The organism is Chelativorans salis (genome assembly GCF_025336525.1).
GTDB classification, from domain to species: Bacteria; Pseudomonadota; Alphaproteobacteria; order Rhizobiales; family Rhizobiaceae; genus Chelativorans; species Chelativorans salis.
This window is the reverse complement of record NZ_JAOCZP010000002.1, coordinates 103,086-128,557: the sequence shown is the minus strand read 5'-3', so window position 1 is coordinate 128,557 and position 25,472 is coordinate 103,086. Positions and strand designations below refer to the sequence as shown.

Genomic DNA, 25,472 nt, shown 5'->3' with positions numbered 1-25,472 from the left:
TGGCTTTGGAATTATAATGATTTTGTGAAATCTCGCCTGGAACCTCATCAGACAAATTGAAATTATTAAGTTTTTGACTTTTCTTGCATTTATCTTTGGAAAGAAAGCTACTTCAACATTTTAATTCTGCATTTCCTGCAAACGGCAAAGCCGCGTCGATGTAGACACGGGTCGGTTGGTGATCCTGTCGTTGAGCTTGTCCATTATGCTTTTTCTCCCCCAGCTTCGCCTTCAAGCGCCGCCTTCAGGTCGATCACCGCACCGATGAAAGCGGCATGCGCGAAGGCTTGAGGGAAGTTGCCAAGCATGCGCCCGGTTTGAGGGTCGCCTTCCTCGGCAAACAGTCCCAGATCGTTGGCGCAGGCGAGGCCCGCATCGAAGATGCGCCGTGCCCGCTCGAGATCGCCGCGCATGATCCAGTATTGGGCGACCCAGAATGTGCCTGCAAGGAAAGCGCCCTCCTTGCGGGAATCGGAGCATTCGAGCCGCCGCCAGTAGAGCAGACCTTTCCGGGACCAATCGCGTTCCAGTGCCGCCATTGTCGCTAGCATCTCCGGCGTGTCGGGCGCCGTATAAGCCCACACCGGGAAAAGCGCCGCCGAGACGTCCACCTCCTCGCTGCCTGCATAGACGGCGTAAGCGCCTGTCGAGGTCATGCATTCTTTCGACACGAAGTCGCGAATCTCGCCCACGGCGGTGCGCCAGCGCTCAGCCTGCCCCGGATCTGACGAGAACTCGGCGATAGAGCCAAGGCCGCAGGCGACGATCACCTTACCGGCGGTGTACTGGCGTGTAACAGGCTCTTCCCAGATGCCGTGATCCGGCTCGCGCCAGTGTTCTGCCAGAAAATCCGCGATGGCCGACACCGTCTCCCAGTGCGGCCGGCGCTCGGACCGTTGATAGATAAGCTTGGCGGCGAGCAAGACATTGGCGAAAGCGTCGAGCTGCATCTGGTCGCGCGCGCCATTGCCGATCCGTACGGGGCGGCTGCCAACATAGCCCGCCCAGTCGAGCGTCTCTTCCTCGGGCGCCCGCTCATAATCAAGCGTGGAGAAGACGGGCACCGGGTAACGCGGGGAACTGCCGCGCGACGAGCAGATGAACTCCAGATAGCGTTCGCCTTCAGCGAGGTCGCCGTCCAACCGGGTAAGCGCGCTGACGATCATGCCGGCATCGCGCAGCCAGACGTAGCGGTAGTCCCAGTTCGCCACCCCGCCAGGGATCTCGGGAAGCGACGTGGTGGCTGCGGCGACGATGCCGCCCGTCTGCTCGTGAGTGAGAAGCCTCAATGCTCGGAGGGAGGCCGCCACCTCGCGCACATACGGACCCGAATAGGATGCGCCCTCAAATGTCCTGCGCCAATGCGCGAGCGTGGCCGTAAGCCAGCGCTCAATCTCCCCGCTATTTGGCGGATCAGTTTCACGTTCAGCCAGCACGGCCCATCCTTGCCGGCCCGCCGGCAATGTAAATGCGACCTCTCCGTCTGCGACCTCCAGCGGACAGGAGGCGTGGACGTTGTATCGCCCGTTTATGACGACGGCATTGCCGGCAGTTTTAAGCACCACTCGGTCGCGACCGTAGTTCGGCCGTGGGCGCAGGAAGACCCGGACATCTGTGGGTGGCGCGGAAAAGAGCCTGCAGACGAGCCCTTCGGGTGCGTTCGGGCCGATAGGCATGAAATCGGTGATGGTCCATTCGCCTTGCGGTGCAGCCAGCACGGTGCGGAGCACGCCGCTGTCATCGAGATAGCTGCGGTGAACGGGACGAACATCGGGCATGTCAAGGCGCCACGCGCCAAGCTTTGGGTCGAGAAGCGCGGCGAAGAGGCTCGGACAGTCGAACCGGCCAGGGCAGTACCAGAGGATATCGCCTTTCCGGTCGACCAAAGCAGCTGTACGCCTGTCGCCGATTATGGCCAGGTCGCTTATCATTTCGCCATTTTCTCCCATCCGGACATATGCTGGTGCAGGATCGCGGCTAACATCTGCCGGGCATCATGAGGACGACACCCTGCCCTTACAGGCGCAGCCCCGGTCTTCGGCGCAAGATAACTTGTGCGATCACCGGCCGCACACGCTGCGAAAGTGGGCTGAACCTGCCGCCCACGCTTCATCGCGCCTCTCCATCTAAAGGTCCGCTTCATGGAACCGTTCCCCGATCACGCCGATTTTGAATGAAGTTGCCCCACCGAATGTGCGCCATTGTCCTGGCAAGGAGAGGGGCGCAACCTTGGTGGAAGTTGCGAGCCGATTGAGCAAGTGACTAGCAGATCGTGTCCAAGGAACAGCGCGTTCCGAATTGTACAAGAATACGTGGTTGGTGAGCTATGAGTAACCAGTTCGATCTAATTGTCATTGGCACCGGAACGGCGGCGCGCGTGGCTGCCACGCGCATACGTGCGGCGGGGTGGTCGGTGGCCATAGTAGATTATCGCCCCTTTGGCGGTACCTGTGCCCTGCGCGGCTGCGACCCGAAGAAAATACTGGTCGGTGCGGCTTCCGCGATCGATCATACAAGGCGGATGCAGGACCACGGCGTTGCCGGTGTGGCCCATCTCAACTGGCCGGAACTAAATGCCTTCAAGCGCAGCTTTACCGACCCCGTGCCGGCGAAGCAGGAGAAGAGCTACGCCGAGAAGGGCATTCACGCTTTTCACGGGCATGCCCGTTTCACCGGCCCGAACAGTTTGAATGTGGAAGGAAACAGCCTAGAGGCACGGCGTGCGCTGATCGCAGCCGGCGCAGAGCCGGTGCGGCTTGGTATCCCCGGAGAGGAACATCTCATTACGAGCGAACAGTTCCTTGCCCTTAAAAGCCTACCTGAACGCATTGTTATGGTCGGCGGCGGCTATATCGCCGCCGAATTTTCCCACATTGCAGCACTGGCTGGTGCGCAGGTTACGATCCTGCAGCGGGGCGAACGCCTGCTGAAGCATTTCGAGCCGGAGCTCGTTGATTGGCTAATGGAGAAGTTTCGGGCGCTGGGGATCGACACACAGACCAAGACGAGTGTCGAGGCCGTTGATAAGACCAGCACCGGATACCGCGTTACGGCCGCATCAGCGGCAGGTGAGGTGACAATCGAAGCCGACCTCGTAGTGCATGCCGCCGGACGCGTACCAAACTTGGGGAGCCTCGATCTCGACCGCGCCGGTACCTCGGTCAAGGATGGACGCCTGCAGCTCAACGATTACCTCCAAAGCGTATCGAATCCTGCCGTCTACGCGGCAGGGGATGCCGCGCAGCTTGGCCCGCCGCTTACTCCCGTCTCCAGCCATGACGCCGAGGTGGTCGCAAGAAACCTGCTCGACGGTAACCGGCACAAGCCCGACTATCGCGGCGTGCCCAGTGTCGCCTTCACCATTCCGCCAATAGCCGCGGTGGGGCTGAGCGAGGAGGAAGCCAGTCGTAAGGGGCTAAAATTTCGAAAAAATATAGGAAAAGCCTCGGATTGGTTCACCGCCCGGCAGACAGCCGAATCCGTTTACGGCTTCAAAATGATCGTGGAGGAAGGTAGCGGACGCATTCTCGGCGCCCATCTTGTTGGCCCGCATGTGGATGAGGTCATAAACCTGTTCGCCCTCGCGATTCGAAACAATCTAACGGCTTCAGCCCTTAAGCAGACGATCTTCGCCTATCCAACGGGCGCATCCGACATAGGACACATGCTTTAGCCAAGGTGGCTTGGGCGCTGCTTCGGCAAAAAAGCGGCGGCTGGCAACGTTCAGCGTCGGCATTTCACGCGAAGGAGATCGATTGGCCATTAGTGCAGGATGACATCACCACCGATCGCAGCTCGGAAGCAGGCGTTCGTCACCAATGTTGACTCACGCGAAGCGTTTGGCACCGGCGACGCAAAGTACGACTAGCCCCGTGACGGCGATCATCGTCCAGGCGACCGGCTCACCAAGAAGCAACCCGGCTAGCGCAAGTCCGAAAAAGGGTTGGAGGAGTTGCAATTGTCCAACCCCGGCGATGCCGCCGAGCGCAAGCCCGCGATACCAGAAAACGAAACCGATCAGCATGCTGAACACTGAGACATAGGCGAGCGAAATCCAGGCAGGTGTTCCGACCCCGCTCCAGTTCACGGGAATTGTCACCAGCGCGAGGATGGCCATAACCGGCAGCGCCAGCACCAACGCCCACGAGATCACCTGCCAGCCGCCGAGACGGCGCGAGAGCGTGGCGCCTTCGGCATAACCAAGCCCGCAGAGCAGAATCGCCGCAATCATCAGAAGATCGCCCGTCAGCGACGCTGAACCGCTCTCGGCCAGCGCGAAGCCAGCAACCAGAAGACTGCCGGCGATCGAGAACAGCCAGAAGGCCAGCTTCGGCCGCTCCCCGCCGCGCAGCACACCGAAAATCGCGGTGCAAAGCGGCAGCAGGCCTATAAAGACAATTGAATGCGCCGAAGTGATATGCTGCAGCGCAAGCGCCGTCAGGAGCGGGAAGCCAACCACGACGCCCAGAGCAACGACGGTGAGCGAGCCGATGTCGCCCCGCGCAGGCCGCTTCTGCCGCAGCATCCAGAGCAACACCAGCCCGAGCAGCGCGGCGATCACCGCGCGCGCCGAAGTCAGGAACATCGGCGAAAAGCCGCCGACGGCCACCCGTGTCGCCGGGAGCGAACCGCTGAATATCATCACGCCGAGGAACCCGCTCCCCCAACCTGCTGTAGCCGCTTTCATGAAGCCTCCGATCTCGGATAGCTCGTAGCCGCCGGTGGCTGGCAGAGATAGAAACAATCCAGTACAATTCTCCCAAACTGTATGGATCAAGGTGACCATACGGATAAGGGGAGACGGCGTTTGCTGCAAAGACGTCCAGGAACGCGCACGGTCGAGGTGATGGAGGCGATCCGTGGAAGGATAGCAAGCCGTGCGCTGACAACCGGTGACCGGCTGCCCTCCATCCGCAGCTTCGCGGCGACCATGGGCGTCTCCCCATCCACCGTGGTCGAAGCCTATGACCGTCTCGCCGCCGAAGGGATGATCCGCGCCCGGCGGGGCTCGGGCTTCTATGTCGCGAGCGCCGCGCCCCCACCGACTCTCGCCGAAATCGGGCCGAAGCTCGACCGGGCGATCGATCCGCTATGGGTATCGCGCCAGTCGCTCGATGCGGACGCGATCGTGGCGAAGCCCGGCTGCGGCTGGCTGCCAGCCGACTGGATGCCGAACTCCGCGATCCGCCGCGCCGTTCGCAAACTTGCCAGAGCTAACGACGGGGTACTCTCTGACTATGGCGCCACGCGCGGCCACCTCACACTGCGCCGCCTGCTCGCACGTCAGTTTGCCGGTGAAGGGCTGGAGGCGAGCCCCGACCAGATCCTCCTCACGGGATCAGGCACCCAGTCGATCGACCTCATCTGCCGCCTCCTTATCAGACCTGGCGACACTGTGGTGGTCGACGATCCGTGCTACTTCAACTTTCAGGCACTTCTGCGCGCTCACCAGGCAACGATGGTCGGAGTTCCCTACACGCTCACCGGACCGGACATGGACCGCTTCGGCGAGGTGGTAGCGACATACCGTCCGCGCCTCTACATCACCAACTCTGCCCTCCATAACCCTACCGGCGCAACGCTCTCGCCACAGGTTGCCCATCGGTTGCTGAACGTCGCGGCCGCGCATGACGTGACGATCGTCGAGGATGAGATTTTTGCCGATTTTGAGCCCGAACCGTCGCCGCGCTTGGCAGCGCTCGACGGGCTTTCGCGTGTCATACGCATCGGCAGCTATTCAAAGACGCTGTCAGCCTCGATCCGCTGCGGCTACATCGCCGCGCGTGCGGGGTGGATCGAGGCACTAATCGACCTCCAGGTCGCAACGAACTTTGGGGGCGTCAGTCCGGCTGCCGCGGAGGTGGTCTTCGCGGCCCTCAGCGATGGGAGCTATCGCAAGCATTTGGAGGCTGTGCGCCGACGGCTTGCCCGCGCCCGGCGCGATACGGCAGCAAGGCTGGAGAACCTCCACATCTCGCCCTGGCTGATGCCGCGCGGCGGCTTCTATCTCTGGTGCAGCCTGCCGGATGGCCGGGATGCTGCGACGATCGCCCGTGCTGCCCTTACCGAAGATCTCGTACTTGCGCCCGGCGACGTCTTCAGCGTCTCGCAAACCGCCTCCAGCTTCATGCGCTTCAACGTCTCCCAGATGAGCGACCTTCGAGTATTCGACGTGCTGGAACGCGCATTGGCGGCGGCAAAGGAATAAACTTCAGCACAACGCGCGCGCCCGGAGAGCCTAACAGTGGAACCTAGTGCAAATGCCTCAGCTTGTCCGGGTTCCGCACCACATAGATCGCGGTGACCTTTCCGTCCTCGATTTCAAGGGCAGTCGTCTGGATTTCACCGTCAGCCTCTAGCGTGACAAAGCCCGGCAGCCCGTTTACGAATCCAGCGCGAATAAGCTTCGAACCATTCGTTCTGAACAGAGCCGCCAGCTTTTCGTGCACTTTCATCACGGCGTGGAAACCGACGATCGGCTCCGTAGCTGCTGGACGCTTGCCTCCACCATCAGCATGGACGCTGACATCGGCCGCCAACATCGTACCAAGCGTCTTCATGTCGCCGCTGCGGGAGGCGGTGAAGAATGCCTTCGCAAGCTCGATGCCTCGTTGTGTGTCGACCTGAAACCGCGGCCTCGCCTCTCGGACATGGCTGCGCGCGCGGCTGGCCAGCTGACGGCAGGCAGCTGGGTCGCGCTGGACCGTGGCCGCTACTTCCTCGAAACCCATCCCGAACACGTCGTGCAGCAAGAAGGCGGCCCGCTCGAGCGGGGAAAGGCGTTCCAACGCAAGCATCAGCGGCAAGGTAACGTCTTCCTCTTCCTCATCTTCCACAACGGGATCGGGAAGCCAGGGACCGATATATATTTCGCGCTTGCGTCGCGCCGATTTGAGCTGATCAAGGCAGAGCCGCGTGACCGTGCGGCGCAAGAATGCCTCGGGCTCTCGCACCTCGCCGCGGTCAGTCCTCATCCAGCGGATAAAGGCCTCCTGGACAATATCCTCGGCATCGGCAACAGAGCCGAGCATGCGATAGGCAACGCGCATGAGTTTTGGGCGCAGCGGGTCGAAACCCGCCGCTGCGTCCTCGTTCGCGACCTCCGCCATCAGGCAGCCGCCTGAGCATTGGCCTTTGCAACCGCTGGATCGACCCACAGGCCGAAGCCGACTGCGAGGCGGTTCCACCCGTTGATGACATTGATCATCAATGTGAGATTGACCTGCTCCTCTTCCGTGAACAGAGCCTCCAAAGGTTCATATGCGCTTTCTTGGTTGTGCCCCTCTGAGAGCCGTGTCAGCGCCTCGGTCCAGCCGAGCGCAGCCCGTTCCCGATCGGTATAGCAAGGTGCCTCACGCCAGGCCGACAAGAGGTGGATGCGCTGTTCGGTCTCCCCCTTCGCGCGCGCTTCCACTGTATGCATATTGATGCAATTGGCGCAGCCATTGATCTGCGAGGCGCGGATCTTGACGAGTTCGATGAGGCTCGGCTCTAGGCTGGAAGCGATGGCAACCGAAGTGCCAGTCCAGCTCTTCATGAGCGACGGGGCCGCGGTAAAGGGATCGAGTTTGGCAGTCATGATTGGATCCTCCGTTAGTTTCGACACCATGACGAGACAGAATCTACAAGTGTGACATGCAGGGTCGATTTTTTGTTCCCTACGTTCCCCTGCCGTGTCCAAATTGGGCATAGCGCATGAGCCTGGCTGCTTGTGTCTGCTGACCTTCGCCGCCCCTGGTGCCATAGGCCCCTCCTCCCCCGCCGGACGTCTGCGACCGACATTTCTCAGTCTAACCGCTTGCGATGACGACTTTCAGGTCCGGACTCCGTGGAGTTTCAGCCGGCTTTGCCTTGACGGTGTCGGTAGGAAGTCGGCAGCGGCGATCGTTTCCTCTTCGAGCAGCAGTTCTGCCGTCATGCTCAAGATCGGCACGGCACTCGGTGAGGATCCTCTCGGTGTGCTGGAAGGCCTCCTCGACCTACTTCAACATCGCCAGGTCGATCTCCCATGCCGCCGCCTCCGAATAGGGTACCGCCGAGGGATGCGCACGCGCGAAAACCGCTCAGCGATCGACCCGCGCTGGCTAAGCGACCCTCAGCTTCCAGCCTCGGCGGGCGAGGAATTCCTTGATCTCGTCTTCTGGAACTGGCGGGCTGAAGAGATATCCCTGAGCCTCGTCGCAACCGCTGGCGCGGATGAGCAACAGTTGTTCCTCGGTTTCCAGCCCCTCAGCGACCGAAGTCATCCCCAGTGCATGAGTGAGCCCGACAATTGCCTGCACGATCGCAAGGTGATCGGGGTCGCCCACAATATCAGCCACGAAAGATCGGTCGATCTTTACCTTATCGACTGTAAACCTTCTCAGATAGGCAAGCGAGGAATATCCGGTGCCGAAGTCGTCGAGTGAAATGCGTACGCCGAGCGCGCGCAACTGGCGAAGCGCCGAATTGACCTCCCTGTTGTCGTCAAGCAGGAGAGTTTCAGTGATTTCGACCTCAAGTCGATCGGGTGACAAGCCGGTCTCCGAGAGAATTGTGGAGATGGTGTCGACGACGTTGGAACGACGTATCTGTGTGGCTGAAAGGTTGACGGCGACGTTGATGTATGGGGGAAGATCCGATGCCAGTGTACAGGCCTTTTCCAACACCCATGCGCCAAGGGGGACAATCAAGCCGCTATCTTCAGCGATAGGGATGAATTCGTCTGGAGCGACAGTCCCGTGAAACGTGCTGGTCCACCGCAATAGCGCCTCGATTGTGGTGACCTTCTTCGTTTGCAGATCAACGAGCGGCTGGAAGAGCAGCTCGAAGTCCGTGTCGAAGTTCGCCGAGCGAAGCTGAAGCTCGAGCATGCGCCTGCGCTGCAGTTGTGCATCCATCTCGGGTTCAAAAAAACGATAGGTTCCGCGACCATCGTCCTTAGCGCGGTAGAGCGCCAGATCGGCGTCCTTCAACAGGCTGTCCGGATCCCCGGCTGCGTCGGGTGCAAATGCTATTCCAATGCTCGTTCCGACAACGACCTGATGATCTTCAAGTTCGTATGGTTTCCCTATCGCTTCAACCAAGCTCCCTGCAAGCGCAGCGGCGTCCTCAACTCCGATATTCGATAGAATGATGACGAACTCGTCGCCACCAAGGCGAGCGACCATGCCGTTTTGGCTGACGAGGTTGGTAATGCGTGTGGCAACCTCGCGTAACAGCGCATCTCCGGCCGGATGGCCGAGGGTGTCGTTAACGTTCTTGAAGTTATCCAAGTCGAGGCACATGAGCGCTCTGCTGCCTCGGGCGATCCTACCGCCGGCACTGGTGTACATCTCCTCCAAATGCTTGCGCAGCAGCAGACGGTTAGGCAGCCCAGTCAACAGATCGTAGTGCGCCATGCGGGTCAGATCATCGGAGGCGCGTCGAAGATCCCGATTGGCTGCTCTGAGCCTCAGATGCGTTCTTGTCAGCAGGCGATTGTGCCAGCCAAGTAGCGCAATAAAAGCCAGGCCGCACAGAAAGAAGCCCAACGCTACTAGAGAAAAATTCCGGTGGAGTTGCAGGAGCTCATTCTCAAATTGAGTGATTTCAACACTGCTGAAATAGGCGGCTTCGGAGGCCAGGCCGACTAGATCGGCTTCCAACGGTGCCATCAAACGCAGGATGCGCTGCGCCGTCTCCGGATCATCGACACGACCGATCATTTCGTCCAACTGCTCAACGAGGTCGTTCAACCGCCCCACGATCGCCTGCCGCTCCTCCGTTTGGTTGACGAACCTCTCGAAATCACCGCTCCTGAAGAGATTCAGACGCCCCTTCAGGATATCGAAGCGCAGCTGCACCTCCTCCTGGCGCGGTGTGGTGGGCTCCTCAGCCAGCGCGGTAACGCGCTGAAGCAGCCGTACGAACTCGTTGACGCCTTGACTGGCACTCCAGGAGACATCGTAGCGGGAAGCCTTGCTCAAGGATTCCTGCCGCTCGAAAATCAGAAAAGACATGTAGCCGGCGGCGAGCGCGAAGATGATGATCGTGGCGATGAGAATTGCCTCCAGCATCCTGAAGGCAATCCCTTGGCGCAGACGTGAAGGGGGGGGCATTGACACGACCAAACAGGTTTAGCGCACGATTAGTCGTGCCAGTTGCCAAACCGAACGCGCATAGAATTGCTGGCTGTGGAGTTGCGGATCGCTGTCGTACGGATAGACAATGAACAGTGGCCCTTTGTCGCTCACTTGCATGTATTCACCACCGCGCTTGAGCGCCAGGATCACCCCATGTTCCTCGAAATCGGCCAGCGGGATTGTTGTGCGGTAGTCATTCAGCGCGACTGCAACGACTTCTGTCCCATCGGCGGCAACCACCTCCATGATCCGGTCCGCCGGCACGCCTTCAAATTTGACCGGACCGTCGAACCAAGGCGTCGTGGTTTCAATGGTGGCCATACCCATCGCTTCAAGCATGGGGCGGTCGAAAAGCGCCTTGCCTTCCGCGTTTGTCACTCCGATATTTCCTTCAATCGTAAGGATCGGCTGCTCCGTCGGTGGGGCAAGCTCACCACCCTCCGATCTTGCAGAGGCGAAAGAGGTCGATAGAATCGCCAGACACAGAAGTGCGGGTTGGAGGAACGAAAACTGGAGCCGGAGCATAGCGAGATTCCTTCCTAAGCCGATGCTTTCCCGTGTGGATCCTAGATCCACATCAAAAAAGTATTGGCACTGCGATAGGGTTTTTGCAATCGGATATGAGCGTCTCTCAGATCGCTCTCATTCCACCATCAGTAATAGATCAACTTGGAAAGGTTTTATATACTACCTATGGGTTGTGATCATGTCGCATTCAATCGCCAGCAATTTTCTTATTCTAAGAAATAATCCAATCGCCTTGAATGGACCTCACACTTACACGCGATCAATTCTCATGGCGATAAACGGACTACGGAAATGATATACAACTTGGCTCCCATTCTTCACAATATCATTTCTCAACGACTTCTGACGCACCCATACCATGTCTGAACTAGGTCAGCGGTGCACCAAAATCTTTCATAGCCAAATTTCACTATCTGAGGCTGCCTGTACATGAGTAGAAAACCTGAACAATTCACGCCCGCGACAGCCTGGAACGAACTATGAAAGATTTGCAGGCAAGCGGGCAAACCGTTCAGTATCGACTCCGCTGCATATGAAGGAATACGGAAGGCGAGCCAACGGCGAAACTGTTCAGGCAGGGCCATTTATACAACAAAAGGATCTGCAACCATGACACTGACCGTGCACGGGGTCAAAGTGCCGCTTGATCCAACGGAGCTTTCTCCTGAAATCTGGCAGGCGTTGTCAAACGGCACGTACGAGGCCAAAGAAGCGCGGTGGGTTTTCAAATCAGTGCGCCCGCATGATCGCGTGCTCGAGCTGGGCAGCGGTATCGGCATCCTTACCGCGCTGATCGCTGGCATCGAGGGCGTTCACGTTTGGAGCTTCGAAGCAAACCCTTCGTCCGTTCGCCTCGCACGACGCGTCATCGAAGCGAACAATCTCGAAAATGTAACCCTTACCCAAGGCATTCTAGCCGCCGGACCACCACGAGACTTCATATTCTATGCGCGCAAGGATCTGTGGATGTCATCGATTGTGGAGCACCAAGGTCCCTATGACGAGATTCTGACGATACCCTCGGTCAACATTGATCAATTCATTTCTCAACACGAGATCGACGTCATCGTCATGGATATCGAGGGGGCGGAACGGGATCTCCTGATCGAGGCGGAGCTACCCGGTGTCGAGCGAATCTTCCTAGAATTGCACGACCACCTTTACGGACTCGCCGGCATCCGCGATATCACGCAAGCGCTGGCGTCCAAGGGCTTCGGCTACGACCCACGCGGATCAAGTGGACCCTGCGTTCTTTTCTCCCGAGGCAATGAACCGCGCCTCTATCAATCAGAGGGTCCTGATTTTTAGTTTCGGACGGCTCTAGGTGCAGATTCCTCCCATTGGGGACGCATTGTTACCTCAGGCCCGCCAGCGGCTGCAGTCGGACTCAACGCGTCGCCTTGTGGACCGAGACAACGTGGTTCGTCTCCGCCCGCCTCCCCTCGCCCCACTACCTCACAGAGCTGGCGACAAGCCGACCAGCAGCGAGACGACGCGCATCACGATGGGTACCAGCACGATAATCAGACTCATCGGGAACAAGAAGGCAGCGAGCGGGAACAGCATCTTGATTGGAAGCGCGTTCGCCTTCTCCTCCGCCCGGACAATCCGCATCTGGCGCATCTCCTTGCTGTAGACGCGCAGGCTCTTGGTCACACTTGAACCGAGCTCCTCTGACTGCCGGAACAGGACCGCGAGCGACTTGGCTTCGTCGATACGCAGCCTGTCGGCCAGATTGGACAGCGCATCGCGCAGCCGCCGTCCGCCGCGCACCTCGAGCATCATGATCGAAAGATGGATGCCGAAGTCGGGGCGTGTCGACATGAATTCGCGTGCCACCCGATCCGCCGCTGCCTCTATGCTGAGGCCCGCATCCACACAGACGATCAGCATGTCCATGAAGTCCGGAAACAGCCGCCGGTAATCCCGCTCCTTGGCCACGCCCATCCGCTCCAGCACGACATTGGTGATGAAGAAGGCGAAGGCGCCAGCGAACATTGAGACAATGATGGCAACCGTTCTGGAGGCCGAGATCACATAGGCGTCGACGAGGAAGAACGCGGCCAGGAATGTCAAAAGTCCGACCGATGCCCGCACGAGGTGGAAAATTGGAAGCGCCTGGGGGGAGAAGAACCCCGCGCGGATCAGTCGGTTCGAAAGCGAGTCAGGATTCGTGTCCGTGCGGATCACATCGAAATAGTGCTTGATCAGACGGCTGTCCTTTTCCAAGACGTCTGAAAGGTCCTCTTCGGAGAACAGCGAGGTGCCCGCAGCCTCCTCTTGCGTCACCTCTGCAAGGCGGCTCGTAACCTCGCGCCGGCTCGTGATACCGCGGAGGACGACGGTCGAAAGCAGAAGGACCCCGACGAAGGTGGCCAGCAGTATGAGAGATTCGTTCATCGCCGCCACCTGCTAGAAATCGAAGTGGACGAGTTTGTAGAGGATGAAGTTGCCGATCAGCATCACAACGACACCGACCGACAAGACCACATGCGCGTATCCGCTCTCCCAGACCGGGTTGAAATAGGTGGGCGAAAGCGCGTTAATCATGAAGTATAGCAGGAGCGGGAAGGCGGACATGACAATCGCGGTTATCCTCCCCTCCGCCGAAAGCGCTCTCACCTTCGCCCGAAGCATCGCCCTGTCACGGATGACATTGGCGAGGTTCTCCAGTATCTCCACGAAATTGCCGCCCGTGCCTCGCTGCACGCTCATGGAGATGGCGAGCAATTTAAGGTCTTCAGCCCCCACGCGCTCGATCATGTTCAGCATGGCATCGTCGAGATCCGTGCCGTAGGTGAGTTCGTCGCTCAGCATACCAAACTCCGTACCCACCGGATCCGGCAGCTCACGCGAGACCAGTGCGATTGCCGACGGCAGCGGATGGCCCGAGGCCAGACTTCGGTTGACCACGTCGAGGGCGCCGGGAAGCTGTACGGTGAATTTGCCGATGCGCTTCGAGCGCGCGCGATACATGATGAAGATGGGCAGGCCCGCCAGTGTGGCGGCGATCAGCACGAGCTTGATCATCGTCGAGCTCGTGAGAAGCCCGAGTCCCAGCCAAAGAACGGCGGCACCGCCGATCCCGTAGAGCGCGATGCGCAGAAGGTTCACTCTCAGGCCCGACTGAGCAAAGAGGCGCCGCAGCCACAGGACGAGCCGAGTCGAATGGCGGTTGTAGTCGAGCGCACGCTCCTTGACCATGCTCTGATACACGGCCAAGTGGTCCTCCTCCGTATCCAGCAGCTTCAGCCGGCGATTAAGCGCCTTGCTGCGGCTCGTCGTCCTGAAGAGCGTCCGCAAGAGCCGGTCGAACAGGATCAGCCCGGCAACGAAGACAGCGGCATAGATGAGAATGATTTCCATGATGGCACCTATGCAAGAGGCCGCGACGGGTCGAAGATCTCGCTCGGGATCTCGAAGCCCAGTTCCGCGATCCGCTCCAGGAAGCGGGGCCGGATGCCGGTTGCCCGAAACACACCCTTGACCCGGTTCTGCTCATCGACACCGAGCTTCTGGAAGCGCATGATCTCCTGCATCTGCACCACTTCGCCTTCCATGCCGGTGAGTTCGGAGATGGATACCAGCCTGCGGCTGCCGTCATGCAGGCGCTCCACCTGAACGATCAGGTTGATGGCCGAGGCGATCTGGCCGCGGATGCTGAGCTGCGACATCGGCATGCCGGCCATGCCGACCATCTGCTCCAGTCTCGAAATCGCATCGCGCGGGTTGTTTGCGTGGATGGTCGTCATGGAGCCTTCATGGCCGGTGTTCATGGCCTGCAGCATGTCGAAGGCCTCCTCGCCGCGCACCTCGCCGACAATGATGCGGTCCGGCCGCATGCGCAGCGCATTCTTGAGTAGCTCGCGTTGCCTTATCTCGTTGCGCCCGTCCAGCGTCGGCGGGCGGGTCTCCAGCCTACCCACATGCGGCTGCTGAAGCTGCAGCTCCGCCGCATCCTCGATCGTGATCAATCGTTCCTTGTGGGATATCTGCGAGGAAAGCGCGTTCATCATTGTCGTCTTGCCGGAGCCGGTGCCGCCCGAGACGATGATGGAAATGCGCCCCTTGACCGCCGCCGACAGCAGGATCTGCATAGCCTTGGCCATCGAGTGGCTCTCGACGAGGCGCTCCAGTGTATAGGGCCGGCGCGAAAACTTGCGGATCGACACCAGCGGACCGTCCACGGCCACGGGCCTGATCGCCACGTTGACGCGGGAACCGTCCGCCAGGCGTGCGTCGACCAGCGGCGTGGCCTCGTCCACGCGGCGGCCCACCGCCGTGACGATCTTGTTGATCACGCGTAAGAGATGATCCTCGTCCTTAAACCGGATGGGCGTGTTTTCGAGCTGGCCGAACCGCTCGATAAAGACCCGCCCATGGCCGTTGATGAGAATGTCGGAGATCATGTCGTCCTTCAGCAGCGGCTCGATCGGCCCGAGCCCCAGCATCTCATCTGTTATGTCGCTGATGAGGGCATCGAGCTCGCGCGCGTTCAGCGGGAAGTTCCTAGCCCGCACATAATCGCGCACGAGCGGACGGATTTCGTTTGCAAGCTCCTCGTTTTCCATAGTGTCGAGGAAGGAGAGATTGATCTTGTCGAGCAGGTGGCGATGCAGATTGACCCGCTCGGCCACCATGTCGGGACCGGTCGCGGCGGCCACAGCTGCCGCAGGTTTGGCAGCTTCCTGGGCCGGCACTGCCTGCGGCTCGCCGCGTGCCTCATCGGCCGCTGCCGGACGCTCCTCCAGAACTGCGGCCACGCCGTCGCCCCGTGTCTTGTAGAACCTGCCGATGATACCGTTCGTCATGCCAGCCCCCTACACACTGCTACTCGACAACGACCTTGGCCCCGATCGGCACATTCCGGTAAAGCTCCATCACGTCGGCATTCGTCATCCGGAAGCAGCCGGAAGAGACGAAGCCGCCGACCGAGGGCGCGTCGTTTGTGCCGTGGATGCGATAGAGCGTGTCCTTGCCGTTCTTGAAGAGATAGATCGCCCGCGCGCCCAACGGATTGTACGGCCCCGCCGGCACCATCTCGGGCAGACTCGGGTCGCGCCGGCGCATCTCCGCCGGTGGCCGCCAATCGGGCCATTCCGCCTTGGCGCCCACGCGCACGGTGCCCGACCATACAAACCCGTCCCGCGCCACTCCGATCGAATAACGCGCAACCTTCTGCGGGCCGAGGACGAAGTCGAGAGCGCGGGCCGCGTGCGAGATCAGGATGGTGCCCGGCGCTTCCCCAGTCTGGCGCTCGACGATCCGCTTCGTCACCGGCCCATGGGTGCGCGGGACGCTGTCGGCATAGGCCTCGCCGGGAATCGGCGCGGAAAGCAGCAGTGTCAGAAGAGAGAAGCCGGAGGCCGTTCGCACCCCCTTCGGGGCTGCCCAACCGGCAAGGCTCCTCGCCCCTCGAACTAGCCGGAATACGGCGCTCGACGCGCTCACTTCACGCCCTCCGCCAGCTTCTCGATCCGCTTCACGAACTTCGATCGCGCATTCACCTCCACCGGCAGCACACCACGATTGGCGGCCTCTGAGAGCGTGCTCCAGTCGTCCTCGATCAGGAAGGTCGCAGTCTGCTTGAAGACGCGCTTGGTATCCTTCTTGCCGATGCCGAAGCTGAAGAGGCGCCTGCGGTGCTTGTTGACGATGATCTGGATCGGCGGATCGTCATTCCTCAGTTCCCGGATTCTAGCATAAAGGTCCTTCGCCTGGCGCAGCGCCGGAATGGTCAGCTCCGTCACCAGCGAAATCGAGTTGACGGCGCGCAGGAGGTCGCTCTTCCAACTTGTCTCGTAATACGGCACGTCAAGCACGGTGTGGTTGTTCTGGAAGGAAACGACGTCGAGCATCCGAAGCACCAGTTCGCTGCCCGTCGACGACAGGATGACGCCCGGCTGCCTAAAGGAAAGCAGCGAGAAGCCGCTCTCGTGCTTCTTCTTTATGATATCGATGAATTCGAGGTCCACGCGCGACGGATTGGCGATGACTGGTTTTAGGTCGTAGTCGTTGAGCGTGTTGAGATAGTGCCCGCAGGCGCCGGTGGAGAAATCGAGGTCGAACAGCGCCACGGTCCGCTCCTGCCGGCGCTTGGCGCGCGTCAGGCCGTCGGCAAGGCTGATGGCGATCGAGGTCGCGCCCGCTCCACCGACCGCCGCGACCACCGCATGCACGCGGTTGTCGCCGGAAAACGCGAGCTGTATGTGGCTGGAGATGGATTCCAAGAAAGCTTTCCGCTCGAGCGGCTTCTTCAGCCAATCGTTGCCGTTGAGGCGGAAGAGCAGCCGCATGCGCTGGTCGGAGAGCAGTTCCGAGACCAGGATCAGCGGCGTTTCTGCAAAGCGCCGGCGCAGTTCGGTGACTGCCCCGCCTTCCAGCACTGCCCCGTCGCCCACATCGACGACCAGGAGGTCGTAGTTCTCAGGCTTGATCCCGCTACGCGCCCCGGACGCCGCCTCCAGCGGGACAAGCTCGGTGTCGTAGTGGGACAGCGCGGAGAGCGAGTTCTGCATGAACTCCGAGACCGCCCCGTCGTTCGAGACGATCAGGATACGGACCCTTCGCGTGAAATTCATGTGTGTGGTCATCGGCTGTGGGTCCTTGGGAACATCCTCATGCTCCCGAGTTGGTGTTGAGATCCTCGCTCGTCACGGTGACGGGCATGGCGGGGATGGTGATCGTATTGAGGCCGAGCAGCGCGCCGAGGATCGGCAGGTCGAAGGTGACGCCCTGGACTTCCATTCGGATGGTGACCACCGCGCCGTTCGGGCGGGCGTAGTAGCCCAGGCCGGAAAGTTCGTAAGTAGCGACGATGTTCTCTGCCTCGATGCGCGGGTTGAGCTGGCACAGGGCTGGCCTTGTCCCGCCGGCTCCGACGGGCTGGCAGGAAGTGGTGCCACTGCCTCCGTAGACGATGCGGTTGAGCGCGGCATTGTCGCAGCCCGTGCGGTTTGGCCCGCATGTCCATGGTCCGAGCACTCCGACCGGAACCGACTCGCCTACGAGGGTGGTGTCGGCCGTGCTGATAGCGGCACTCGGGTCGAAGTCCGTTGCAAGTGAATTGGAAACCGCCGCAAGCCGCACCCCGTATTGCAGCGCCTTCACTGTCTGGTTCCACTGGAACATGGCGTAGCCGAACTCGACGAACGCCGCGAAGACAAGGACGACGAGCGGGAGCACGATCATCCCTTCGGCCAGGCTGATGCCGGACTGCTCCTTCAGAAATGATCTGAACCCCGCTCTCACCATCCGATGTACCTCTGGTCGTGATAGGCCTCGATGGTGATCGCGCTGATTCCGAGCCAACCGAACAGCGGCGAGGATTCGTAATCATGGCCGGTCGCCAGACGGATGACGCCCGCAACAGGCTCGCTGATCGTGATCTCGCTTGCATCGGGTCCCCAGCCGGGGACCCGCAGTGGCGTGCCGTCGCCCGGCAAAGCGGTGCCGTAATAGGCGATGTTCAGCGCGACTGTTTGGTTGCAGTTCGCGGCAAAGGACGGGTTCGTCTGGCATCGTGCCAGATAGCGCGCCGCATCGCGCAGCCCCGTCTCGATCTGTTCCTTCTGCCAGAACATGTTGCCGAATTCGAGGATGCCTGCGGTAAATATCGTCACGAACGGTATGACGATGATCGCCTCGGCAAGCACCGCACCTCGCTCCTCCCGGCGAAACTGTGCGAATATCTGCATGAGCCGCGGCATGATCATCACCTCACGAGAAACGATTCTTCGCGCAGGGACAGATCCAGCGTGTTGTTGCCGTCGTAGCCGGAGAAGTCGACCACCTCCATCGAGAGCTTCTTGACCGAGCCTCCGGTGACCGGCTTCGTCAGGAACATCGTCAGGAAGCCCTCGATATGGGCCGGCGCGATGGTTGACTGGCCGGACAGGTCGGCGGCACCGCAGTTCACGACGGCGGCGAAGATCACGCGGCGGTCGAGCTCGCCGTTGTCGGGCGTACCTGTGTAGCATTGCGGACTGCCGCGCTCGCCGTTGGGCGCCCGATGCCCTGTCGGATTGGCATAGTTCGGGTGGCCAAGCAGGTTCTCCCCGCTCACCTCGTCCAACGTCTGCTCGATCTCATAGTTGTAGATGTCGTATCGCGAAGGCGTGGAAGGTGTTCCCTCACCCGGATAGCTTGTTTTCGGGATATCCGGGACCTGAACGGTGCCGCTAGGCACATGCGCCGGATGATTGATGCGCCAATAGTCTTGGAGTTCGGGAAACCAGTCGGCCGAGTACAGCGTGCCATTGCCTTGGAATTCAAGTTCGGGATTGCCGTCGGGAAGGGCCCGGGCCTTTTCCAGATCCGTCTCCGCCGTGTAGCCGTTGCAGGCTTGGTTACTGTCAGGGTTGCGCGCGCCCTTTCGGATGTTCTTTGCAGGCCGATAGTTGTAGTCGTTCTTCTTGGTGCCGAAGTTGCCTTGGTAGACGTCGAACCGAGTGTTGAGGCCGTCGACCTGGCCCCAGTTGCCGCCCGGCTCCGTCTGAATGTTGTCCGTCGAGTAGCAGGCGTTGGGCTGGTTGGTGGCAAGCGCCTCGCCAAGGACACTTGCACCCTGGCCGCCAACGCGCAGGAAGCCGAAGTTGCCCGGGCCAGCGGAGGTGCTCCCATCGCCGGTCATCGTGATCTGGCGCGCGTAAAGGTCACCCTCGACGAAACGCTCACGCAAAGTCGGAACCTCGTCTTCCCACGGATTGCAGATGAAGAGCGGTGTGACTTCGCAAGCTGCGGCGTCGTAGGTCGCCACCGCCTCGGCTTGCATCGTGATCGTGTCGTTGGTCAGCCCCACCGGTAGCGGGAAGAGCGAGGTCATCTGCCGCGGATTGGATCGGACGAGGACATATTCGGCCTCCGTTCCGTCGGTCGTCTGATTGGCCGCGATCCAGTCCGCGTCGATCGGATCATCGTCGCTTGCGGGGATGGCCCTCAGGTAGACGACTGTTACTTCAGTCTCGTCGATGATGACTCCACCTCCGTCAGAGAAGCGCGCCTGATTGTTGAGAAGGTCCGCAATCGCCGTGTCGGCTCGAGAGATCGATTCTTCTCCGCCATCCAGCTCCCGCGCCCCGGCAAGCGCCAGCGCGTCCACGGCGTTCTGCAGGTCCGTGTGCAGGTTGTTCCCCCTCCCCATGTCGATGACAAGCAGGGAAAAACCGAGCAGCAGCGGCATAGCGATCAGCGAGAGTGCTGCAACGTAGCCGCGTGCCTCCGCGGCGAATGATAGGGCAATGCGTTTCATCCCAGCCCCCGGCGCGCCTTGCGCCGTACCCAAAACACTGGCCTTGAGGGCCGCCGCAGCCCTTGTGCCCCTATTTCCCCCGTTCAGTTGCCTTCCGTCTGCGCTCCCTGCGCGGTTTGCGCCGGTACCTGACTGCGCCGGTAGATGCGCTGTGCGCGCGCCACGGCCGGCCCATCGCCGGGGATGTAGACCCGGTCCGCATGCGGCGGGAACGGGTCGATCGTGTGGATGCCGACATTGGCCTCCATCGCGTTGCCGGCGCCGAGCGTCACGGTATCGCGATTGTTGAGATAGTCGGCGCAGCCTGCGAGCGGCAGCGCGCTCACCAGCGCCAGCGCGGCCTTACTTCTTGCCGACCGCATGGGCGCCTCCGAATTCCAGATCGATGATGTGCCCGTAGGGCCCGATCACGCCTTCGCCGTTGCGGAAGCGGCGGATCATGTCCTTGTCCACCTCCAGCATGCCGAGCAGGAACATCTCCACGTCGTTGCCCGGCCGCGTCTGGTCGAGTGGCGAATAGAGCTTTTTGTCAGGCGAGGCCGGCTGCACGAGGCGCGGGGTCACCACGATCACGAGGTCGGATTCGCGCTTCTGGAAGCTCGTCGAGCGGAACAGGGCGCCGAGCACCGGCACCTGCCCCAGCCACGGGAGTTGCTGCACGTCGCTGGCGTTGACCGATTCCAGCAGGCCTGCCATGGCGAAGCTCTGCCCGTCGCGCAATTCGATCGTCGCCTCAGCCCGGCGCGAGCGGAAGCCCGGATTGCCGTTGACGGAGATCGAGCGGTCGATATCGGAAACCTCCGGCACGATGTGCAGGTTGATCAGCCCGTTGTCGAGCACGATGGGCGTAAACTCCAGCCGTACGCCGAAGGGCCGGTAGTCGGTCTCCGTCGCCGTGGCTCCGGTCGTGCCCTGCACCACGCGCGAGATCGGCACCTCGCCGCCGGCGTGGAAGCTCGCCGTCTCGCCGCTCATGGACATCAGGTTCGGCTGCGCCAGCCGCCGCACCAGCCCCTTGGCCTCCAGCGCGTTGATGACGATGTCGATGCGCCAGCCGGAGATCTCCAGAACCTTGGCGATGAGCTGGCCGAAGGGTGTGCCGTTGGCGGTCGATACGCCGCTGATCTCGCGCTGAAGCACGCCATCGTCATCGACGCCGAGGCCAAGCCGTGGGTGAAGGGTGAACAGCCCGTTGGCGGCATGCGCACCGGTGAAGCCGATGCCGAGGTCGCGCCCGGCCTGCCGCGAGGCCTCGATGACGCGCACCTCCAGCATCACCTGCTGAGCGTCGAGGACGCGAAGCTGGTTGATGACGGGCTCGGGCGAATATTGCTGGGCGATCTCGAGCACCCGCGCCAGGTCCCGCCCGTCCTTCACCGTGCCGGAAAGCCGGATGCGGTCGTTTACGTTGGAGACACTGATCTCAGCACTCGGCACCGCACTTTGGATCTGCGCAGCAAGCTCGATGTAGTCGAGCCGCACGCGCACGTCGATCACGCCGAGCAGATTCTTGCCCTCGCTGTAGAGCGAGATGTTGGTGGCGCCGGAACGCCGGCCCTGCACATAAAGCGAGCGGTCCGTCAGCGGCACCACGTCGGCGACGTCGGAGTCGCCCACCACGATATCGGCAAAGCTCTGGCTGGTCCTCAGCGTCCTGGTGGAGCCCGGCGCAACGGTGACCTGCGTTACCGTCCCGCCGCCGAGGTTGACCCGCATTTCCTGTGCGTGAAGCGGGCCCGCCGGCAGCGCCACGGCAAACGCGGCAAGACCCGTCATGAGAAGGGCGGCTGCCGCCCTTATTCTCGATTTGCGGAAAGAAGTGCTGCCTCTTCCCAGTTTATCTCGACACAAAGACACTTGAACCGCCCCTCGAAAGCTTCATGGTCGCGCAAAGAAGTTGCTGATTTATTGCGTTTCGAATCTGTATTCTTTCCGTCCATCGTTCCTTGTCACCCCCACAACCACGAAATCGGGGGCCGGCGGCAGAACGGGGACCTGTTTTTCCACAACAACTTCCTTTTCCACGACCACCTGCTCGGGTTTCCTGTTGAGCATCTCGGTCACCATGCGCTCTAGCGTGCCGAGGCGGTCCTTTTCTTCTTGCGACATCTCATTCTTCAGTGTCTGCGACATCGGGCCGCCGCCGAGATCGGCAAGCGTAATGGGCCGCGTCTGCTCGACGCCGGCGGACGCCACGTTGCGCAGCGTCAGCGACAGCGTGCCGACATTGGCGGCGAGCGTTAGCATCTGCGCCTCGCCCGTCGTCACCTCGAAGGTGACGGTCTTGGAGACGGAGGGCTGGTCCTTGCGGTCGTCGGCCACCTGGTCGATAGCGAGCACCTTCACGCCCTGCAGGAGCACGTCCACATAGGTCTGCTCGCTGTCGTTCTGGCGCATATTCCGCGTGAGAAGCACGTCGACGCGGTCGCCCGGCAGCACGAAGCCGGCCACGCCCAAGACGTCGTTGACGCGGATGGAGACGGCCTTCATGCCCTCCGAAAGCGCGGCCGAAAGCGTGGCGCGCCCGCCGGCACCGGTGATCTTGCCGGCCAGGACAGGCTCGTCCCTCTCGATCGCCGACATGACGTAGCGCGTTTCTGCGTCCTTGCCGGTGCCCAAAAGGTCTTCCTTGGTGGCAAAGCCACCCTCGGGGAGATTCTTGCTGGGCCAAGGGAGCAGCTTCAGGTCTTCATCACGGACTGGATGGCCAAAGCGCAGTTCCCTGGCCGCGACGATAATCGTGTGCTGCGGTGCGGCCTCTGCCGCGCCCTGGCCCAGGAGCGCATTGCGCTGATCCGCGAGATAGGTACGCACGCCGAAAACGGCGACCGCGGCAAAAAGTGCGGACACGACGAGACTGATTAAGGTTGAACCACGCATCGGATCACCCCCAAGGCGCCCCACGCCACGCAGAAGCGTGTCGAGATTTTTTGTTATTGGAGGCGCGCCAGAAAGCGCGCCTCCTCTATATCCACTACGATGCCAGAATCAGGTGCCAGCCGGCGCGCTGAGTTCAGTGCCGAACCAAGTGCCCCAGCTAGTCCAGGCAGACGAAAGATTACCACCGACCGCGGTCACTGCTGCAATTACGCCACCTACTAGAAGGCCGAGCAGCACCAGATATTCAGAAAGCGCGATGCCGTCTTCTTCGCGGGCGAATGCGCCGATGATGTTGGTGATTTTGGTCATGACTCTTACCCCTACATGACATGTGTTTTTTACAATCCGCCTGCGAGAGACCCCTCCGCCGACAGGCTTCATTAATACCCCTTTAACTGTAAACCGGTCAATCAAATCGACTGTTCAAAATAGTATATGGTAAATAAACAAAAAGACTTATCTTGACTAAAACTGACAGCTTTATGACAGTTCTATGACAGAATCCCCTGAATAATCAAGCGCATAGCCAGCGGCGAAAGGCGCCTTTTTCGGGGAATTCCGCTGCTCCCAGCATCTGGAGGGGTAGCTTCGGCATCTTTCACGCCGGCTCGCGCCGCATAACATGCTATACTGGCCCGCATGTAAAAATCTGTTTCATTTTCTTCGGAAGACGAATTATTGTCCGTCTGATAGTGAAATGGTGTTCGAGTTTTATTGTGATTAATTTATGAGGTGGAAGATGAGATTGAGGGCATTGCGTGAGACGAATCGGGCGGCGGTCCGTGCCGTCGTTTCAGGTTTCTCAGGTGCACTGCAGGGGGTCCGTTTATGAGCGCCGAGCTTCCCATCGCCATCATCGCCGCCGGGCTGATGATCTATGCGGCCTATGAGGATTTCACGCGCTGGAAGATCCCCAACGCCGTCGTTCTGGCGCTTGTCGCGGCCTATGCGGCGCTGGCGCTCGTGCGCTGGATGACGCCGCAGGAGGGGGATGTGCTGGCAGAGCTCGACGGCATGCGCCCCAGCCTTTACGGCGACCTCGCCGCCGGGCTGCTCCTCTTCCTGATCGGCTTTGCACTGTGGATGATCGGGATGATGGGGGCGGGCGACGCCAAGCTGCTCTTTCCCGTCGGCCTCTTCGTCGGCTGGACCCTGCTTCTGCCCTTCGCCGTGCTTTTGACCGTCTTCGGCGTGCTGGCCTACCTCCTCCTGAAGCTGCCCATCCCGCTGCGCCTCCAGTTCGTCCCCGGCGTCCTGCGCCTCGACGAGATCCGTAAGACGGGAAAGGTGCCCTACGGTGTGGTCATCGTGGGGGCCGCGCTGGTGGTGATGTACGGGACGTATGTCGGGGGGTGAGCTCGACGCGGGCACCTGAAATCGCAGGCCAGCAGCCTATCCCTTCACCTGCCGCAGCGCCTCCGCCACCCGTGCCCGCGTATCGCGTGCGACGGCACGGGCGCGCGCCATGTCGTGCAACATGGCCGCGTGCCACGCGAGGCACAGCGCTGCCGTCAGTCCGAACAGCACCACACCGTAGGCGGGGAACCTGGAAAGGTCGAGCGACCAGTCGAGAAGCGAGGCCTCGCCATAAGCCACAGCCTCCGAACCCGCCTGGAAGACCCTGGCCTGCCCCATGGCGTAGAGAAGCGCCAGAAAAGCTCCGTGGGAATAGAAGAAGCGAAGATGCGTCAGCCTCGCCGCGGACATCAGGAGCAGGCATCCGGCGAGTGCCACCGCGGCAAAGAGCAGGAGCGCGCCGCCATGGCTCGCGCCGGCAAGCCCGGTGATGAGATAGACCGGTTCGCGCATGACGGGCAGCAGCGTCATGAAGGCTTGCCAGGCGGCAGGCTCCGCCGGCCGGAGGGCGAGCGCCATGCTGCTCGCCACAAACGCCGCCGCCAGCGCAAACACAGCCACCGGCGCCACCTCAAGAAACTTCACCACCCGCCCGATCATGATTCGATCCCCGTTCGCAGAAGGATCATCCGCCGTGAGGGGTAAAGAATGGGTAAGAGTGCGCGGGAGCTGGCCCCTGCCCCTCTCATGCGATTTCCAAAGGAGAGTTTGCAAGAAAGTGGTCGGCGCCGAGCCAGGAGGTTCCCTACAGCCCTACCGCACCCTCGAATACGTAACCTTGCCGTCAGGTGTTTCGATGCGCTCGAAGCGCCAAGAGCCGCCCGGTCGGGAGGAGGCGGCTGAGCGGTCCTCGGCGCGTGGAGGCGGCGGGGCGGAGATAGTCGTACTGCGCGAGGGCTCGTCCTCTGCCTCGGGCAGCACGACAGACGAGAAGGCCGCACCGTTTTCGAGCTCCTCGGTCAGGGCCTGCAGCTTGCGCCGCACCTCCTGTACCTCCACCTGCAGCCGGCCGACCTCCCCCGAAAGCCCCGACACATTGGAAGCAAGGCGGTCGATCTGTGCCTGCACGCCTTCATTGACCTTGTCGATCTTCCCCGACAGCCGTCTCTCGAACTGGTTGAGCTCGGAGAGCCGGGATTCAAGCGCCGAAAGCTCGCGCACCGACTGCAGGATGTAGTAGAGGGTCACCGCCATGAGCACGGCCAGCGCCAGCGATATCAGGCTGAAGACGATGCCGCCGCGCGCGGCGGCACGCTGCGCTTCCCCGCCGGCGTGCGGCCGGCCCGCCTCGTCCGGGGGGGAGAGCCTGCTATCAAGGAAGGCACGCACCGATGGCTCCTTGCGCATGTCTCCGG

24 protein-coding genes are annotated in these 25,472 nt (G+C 61.1%); 4 read left to right on the top strand and 20 right to left on the bottom strand.

Annotation, left to right across the window (positions count from 1 at the left end; all coding sequences use genetic code 11):
- Positions 1-203: 203 nt before the first annotated feature.
- A complete protein-coding gene (locus tag N5A92_RS06430; RefSeq protein WP_260901160.1) occupies positions 204-1,949 on the bottom strand; it encodes a glycoside hydrolase family 15 protein in 1,746 nt (581 codons plus the stop codon).
- A 377-nt stretch (positions 1,950-2,326) separates the two neighbouring features.
- Here N5A92_RS06430 and N5A92_RS06425 point away from each other — a divergent pair, with 377 nt between their 5' ends.
- On the top strand, positions 2,327-3,673 hold the full coding sequence (locus tag N5A92_RS06425; RefSeq protein WP_260901159.1) for a dihydrolipoyl dehydrogenase family protein: 1,347 nt from the start codon (positions 2,327-2,329) through the stop codon (positions 3,671-3,673).
- Positions 3,674-3,826: 153 nt separating this feature from the next.
- Here N5A92_RS06425 and N5A92_RS06420 read toward each other — a convergent pair whose 3' ends face one another.
- Positions 3,827-4,687 (bottom strand): DMT family transporter, encoded by an 861-nt coding sequence (locus N5A92_RS06420; RefSeq protein ID WP_260901156.1) that lies wholly within the window; start codon positions 4,685-4,687, stop codon positions 3,827-3,829.
- A gap of 159 nt (positions 4,688-4,846) precedes the next feature.
- Between N5A92_RS06420 and N5A92_RS06415 the strand changes: the two genes are divergently transcribed.
- Positions 4,847-6,208 (top strand): aminotransferase-like domain-containing protein, encoded by a 1,362-nt coding sequence (locus tag N5A92_RS06415; RefSeq protein ID WP_260902287.1) that lies wholly within the window; start codon positions 4,847-4,849, stop codon positions 6,206-6,208.
- Between the two features lie 43 nt (positions 6,209-6,251).
- Here N5A92_RS06415 and N5A92_RS06410 read toward each other — a convergent pair whose 3' ends face one another.
- From N5A92_RS06410 to N5A92_RS06395, 4 genes are all read right to left on the bottom strand, one after another.
- On the bottom strand, positions 6,252-7,109 hold the full coding sequence (locus tag N5A92_RS06410) for a sigma-70 family RNA polymerase sigma factor (protein WP_260901154.1): 858 nt from the start codon (positions 7,107-7,109) through the stop codon (positions 6,252-6,254).
- A complete protein-coding gene (locus tag N5A92_RS06405; protein WP_260901153.1) occupies positions 7,109-7,579 on the bottom strand; it encodes a carboxymuconolactone decarboxylase family protein in 471 nt (156 codons plus the stop codon). The genes N5A92_RS06410 and N5A92_RS06405 overlap by 1 nt, the downstream gene beginning before the upstream one ends.
- 505 nt (positions 7,580-8,084) lie before the next feature.
- The gene (locus tag N5A92_RS06400; protein ID WP_260901151.1) at positions 8,085-10,037 is read right to left on the bottom strand and encodes a putative bifunctional diguanylate cyclase/phosphodiesterase; all 1,953 of its coding nucleotides are present in this window, start codon (positions 10,035-10,037) and stop codon (positions 8,085-8,087) included.
- 60 nt (positions 10,038-10,097) lie between these two features.
- The gene (locus tag N5A92_RS06395; protein WP_260901150.1) at positions 10,098-10,628 is read right to left on the bottom strand and encodes a putative pterin-binding protein; all 531 of its coding nucleotides are present in this window, start codon (positions 10,626-10,628) and stop codon (positions 10,098-10,100) included.
- A gap of 612 nt (positions 10,629-11,240) precedes the next feature.
- Between N5A92_RS06395 and N5A92_RS06390 the strand changes: the two genes are divergently transcribed.
- Positions 11,241-11,939, top strand: coding sequence for an FkbM family methyltransferase (locus tag N5A92_RS06390; protein WP_260901148.1), 699 nt, complete (start codon positions 11,241-11,243; stop codon positions 11,937-11,939).
- 147 nt (positions 11,940-12,086) lie between these two features.
- On the opposite strand, the gene N5A92_RS06385 is transcribed toward N5A92_RS06390, so the two are convergent.
- The 12 genes from N5A92_RS06385 to N5A92_RS06330 form a co-directional block, all read right to left on the bottom strand.
- Positions 12,087-13,031 (bottom strand): type II secretion system F family protein, encoded by a 945-nt coding sequence (locus N5A92_RS06385; protein ID WP_260901147.1) that lies wholly within the window; start codon positions 13,029-13,031, stop codon positions 12,087-12,089.
- Between the two features lie 12 nt (positions 13,032-13,043).
- Entirely contained in the window at positions 13,044-13,997 is a 954-nt protein-coding gene (locus tag N5A92_RS06380; RefSeq protein ID WP_260901146.1) for a type II secretion system F family protein, read from the bottom strand.
- A gap of 8 nt (positions 13,998-14,005) precedes the next feature.
- Positions 14,006-15,442: a TadA family conjugal transfer-associated ATPase gene (locus N5A92_RS06375; protein ID WP_260901145.1), complete on the bottom strand. Its 1,437-nt coding sequence runs from the start codon at positions 15,440-15,442 to the stop codon at positions 14,006-14,008.
- Between the two features lie 19 nt (positions 15,443-15,461).
- Positions 15,462-16,007, bottom strand: a complete 546-nt coding sequence (locus N5A92_RS06370; protein ID WP_425248554.1) for a L,D-transpeptidase — start codon at positions 16,005-16,007, stop codon at positions 15,462-15,464.
- Positions 16,008-16,078: 71 nt separating this feature from the next.
- Entirely contained in the window at positions 16,079-17,224 is a 1,146-nt protein-coding gene (locus N5A92_RS06365) for a response regulator (protein ID WP_260901144.1), read from the bottom strand.
- A 25-nt stretch (positions 17,225-17,249) separates the two neighbouring features.
- Positions 17,250-17,885, bottom strand: a complete 636-nt coding sequence (locus N5A92_RS06360) for a TadE/TadG family type IV pilus assembly protein (RefSeq protein WP_260901143.1) — start codon at positions 17,883-17,885, stop codon at positions 17,250-17,252.
- Positions 17,879-18,340, bottom strand: coding sequence for a TadE/TadG family type IV pilus assembly protein (locus N5A92_RS06355; RefSeq protein ID WP_260901142.1), 462 nt, complete (start codon positions 18,338-18,340; stop codon positions 17,879-17,881). The genes N5A92_RS06360 and N5A92_RS06355 overlap by 7 nt, the downstream gene beginning before the upstream one ends.
- Before the next feature lie 5 nt (positions 18,341-18,345).
- Positions 18,346-19,881 carry a pilus assembly protein TadG-related protein gene (locus N5A92_RS06350; protein WP_260901141.1) on the bottom strand — a complete coding sequence of 512 codons (1,536 nt, stop codon included), beginning with the start codon at positions 19,879-19,881 and terminating at the stop codon, positions 18,346-18,348.
- An 83-nt stretch (positions 19,882-19,964) separates the two neighbouring features.
- Complete coding sequence (locus tag N5A92_RS06345) at positions 19,965-20,243, bottom strand: hypothetical protein (RefSeq protein WP_260901140.1); 279 nt, start codon at positions 20,241-20,243, stop codon at positions 19,965-19,967.
- Complete coding sequence (locus N5A92_RS06340) at positions 20,224-21,657, bottom strand: type II and III secretion system protein family protein (RefSeq protein WP_260901138.1); 1,434 nt, start codon at positions 21,655-21,657, stop codon at positions 20,224-20,226. The genes N5A92_RS06345 and N5A92_RS06340 overlap by 20 nt, the downstream gene beginning before the upstream one ends.
- 129 nt (positions 21,658-21,786) lie before the next feature.
- Positions 21,787-22,761: a Flp pilus assembly protein CpaB gene (gene cpaB / locus N5A92_RS06335; RefSeq protein ID WP_260901136.1), complete on the bottom strand. Its 975-nt coding sequence runs from the start codon at positions 22,759-22,761 to the stop codon at positions 21,787-21,789.
- A gap of 108 nt (positions 22,762-22,869) precedes the next feature.
- The gene (locus tag N5A92_RS06330) at positions 22,870-23,070 is read right to left on the bottom strand and encodes a hypothetical protein (protein WP_260901135.1); all 201 of its coding nucleotides are present in this window, start codon (positions 23,068-23,070) and stop codon (positions 22,870-22,872) included.
- A 519-nt stretch (positions 23,071-23,589) separates the two neighbouring features.
- Here N5A92_RS06330 and N5A92_RS06325 point away from each other — a divergent pair.
- Complete coding sequence (locus tag N5A92_RS06325; RefSeq protein ID WP_260901134.1) at positions 23,590-24,117, top strand: A24 family peptidase; 528 nt, start codon at positions 23,590-23,592, stop codon at positions 24,115-24,117.
- 36 nt (positions 24,118-24,153) lie between these two features.
- Here N5A92_RS06325 and N5A92_RS06320 read toward each other — a convergent pair whose 3' ends face one another.
- Entirely contained in the window at positions 24,154-24,717 is a 564-nt protein-coding gene (locus tag N5A92_RS06320; RefSeq protein ID WP_260901133.1) for a hypothetical protein, read from the bottom strand.
- A gap of 153 nt (positions 24,718-24,870) precedes the next feature.
- Positions 24,871-25,446 (bottom strand): hypothetical protein, encoded by a 576-nt coding sequence (locus N5A92_RS06315; protein ID WP_260901132.1) that lies wholly within the window; start codon positions 25,444-25,446, stop codon positions 24,871-24,873.
- Positions 25,447-25,472 lie beyond the last annotated feature (26 nt).

Excerpts from the sequence above, each read along its gene's own strand:
- N5A92_RS06360 (WP_260901143.1), bottom strand. The coding sequence starts at position 17,885 with ATGGTGAGAGCGGGGTTCAGATCATTTCTGAAGGAGCAGTCCGGCATC.
- N5A92_RS06385 (WP_260901147.1), bottom strand. The coding sequence starts at position 13,031 with ATGAACGAATCTCTCATACTGCTGGCCACCTTCGTCGGGGTCCTTCTG.
- cpaB (WP_260901136.1), bottom strand. The coding sequence starts at position 22,761 with ATGCGTGGTTCAACCTTAATCAGTCTCGTCGTGTCCGCACTTTTTGCC.
- N5A92_RS06425 (WP_260901159.1), top strand. The coding sequence starts at position 2,327 with ATGAGTAACCAGTTCGATCTAATTGTCATTGGCACCGGAACGGCGGCG.
- N5A92_RS06395 (WP_260901150.1), bottom strand. The coding sequence starts at position 10,628 with ATGCTCCGGCTCCAGTTTTCGTTCCTCCAACCCGCACTTCTGTGTCTG.
- N5A92_RS06400 (WP_260901151.1), bottom strand. The coding sequence starts at position 10,037 with ATGCTGGAGGCAATTCTCATCGCCACGATCATCATCTTCGCGCTCGCC.
- N5A92_RS06325 (WP_260901134.1), top strand. The coding sequence starts at position 23,590 with ATGAGCGCCGAGCTTCCCATCGCCATCATCGCCGCCGGGCTGATGATC.
- N5A92_RS06320 (WP_260901133.1), bottom strand. The coding sequence starts at position 24,717 with ATGATCGGGCGGGTGGTGAAGTTTCTTGAGGTGGCGCCGGTGGCTGTG.
- N5A92_RS06375 (WP_260901145.1), bottom strand. The coding sequence starts at position 15,442 with ATGACGAACGGTATCATCGGCAGGTTCTACAAGACACGGGGCGACGGC.
- N5A92_RS06355 (WP_260901142.1), bottom strand. The coding sequence starts at position 18,340 with ATGCCGCGGCTCATGCAGATATTCGCACAGTTTCGCCGGGAGGAGCGA.
- N5A92_RS06415 (WP_260902287.1), top strand. The coding sequence starts at position 4,847 with ATGGAGGCGATCCGTGGAAGGATAGCAAGCCGTGCGCTGACAACCGGT.
- N5A92_RS06380 (WP_260901146.1), bottom strand. The coding sequence starts at position 13,997 with ATGGAAATCATTCTCATCTATGCCGCTGTCTTCGTTGCCGGGCTGATC.
- N5A92_RS06420 (WP_260901156.1), bottom strand. The coding sequence starts at position 4,687 with ATGAAAGCGGCTACAGCAGGTTGGGGGAGCGGGTTCCTCGGCGTGATG.
- N5A92_RS06410 (WP_260901154.1), bottom strand. The coding sequence starts at position 7,109 with ATGGCGGAGGTCGCGAACGAGGACGCAGCGGCGGGTTTCGACCCGCTG.
- N5A92_RS06365 (WP_260901144.1), bottom strand. The coding sequence starts at position 17,224 with ATGACCACACACATGAATTTCACGCGAAGGGTCCGTATCCTGATCGTC.
- N5A92_RS06345 (WP_260901140.1), bottom strand. The coding sequence starts at position 20,243 with ATGCGGTCGGCAAGAAGTAAGGCCGCGCTGGCGCTGGTGAGCGCGCTG.
- N5A92_RS06330 (WP_260901135.1), bottom strand. The coding sequence starts at position 23,070 with ATGACCAAAATCACCAACATCATCGGCGCATTCGCCCGCGAAGAAGAC.
- N5A92_RS06350 (WP_260901141.1), bottom strand. The coding sequence starts at position 19,881 with ATGAAACGCATTGCCCTATCATTCGCCGCGGAGGCACGCGGCTACGTT.
- N5A92_RS06430 (WP_260901160.1), bottom strand. The coding sequence starts at position 1,949 with ATGGGAGAAAATGGCGAAATGATAAGCGACCTGGCCATAATCGGCGAC.
- N5A92_RS06340 (WP_260901138.1), bottom strand. The coding sequence starts at position 21,657 with ATGACGGGTCTTGCCGCGTTTGCCGTGGCGCTGCCGGCGGGCCCGCTT.
- N5A92_RS06405 (WP_260901153.1), bottom strand. The coding sequence starts at position 7,579 with ATGACTGCCAAACTCGATCCCTTTACCGCGGCCCCGTCGCTCATGAAG.
- N5A92_RS06390 (WP_260901148.1), top strand. The coding sequence starts at position 11,241 with ATGACACTGACCGTGCACGGGGTCAAAGTGCCGCTTGATCCAACGGAG.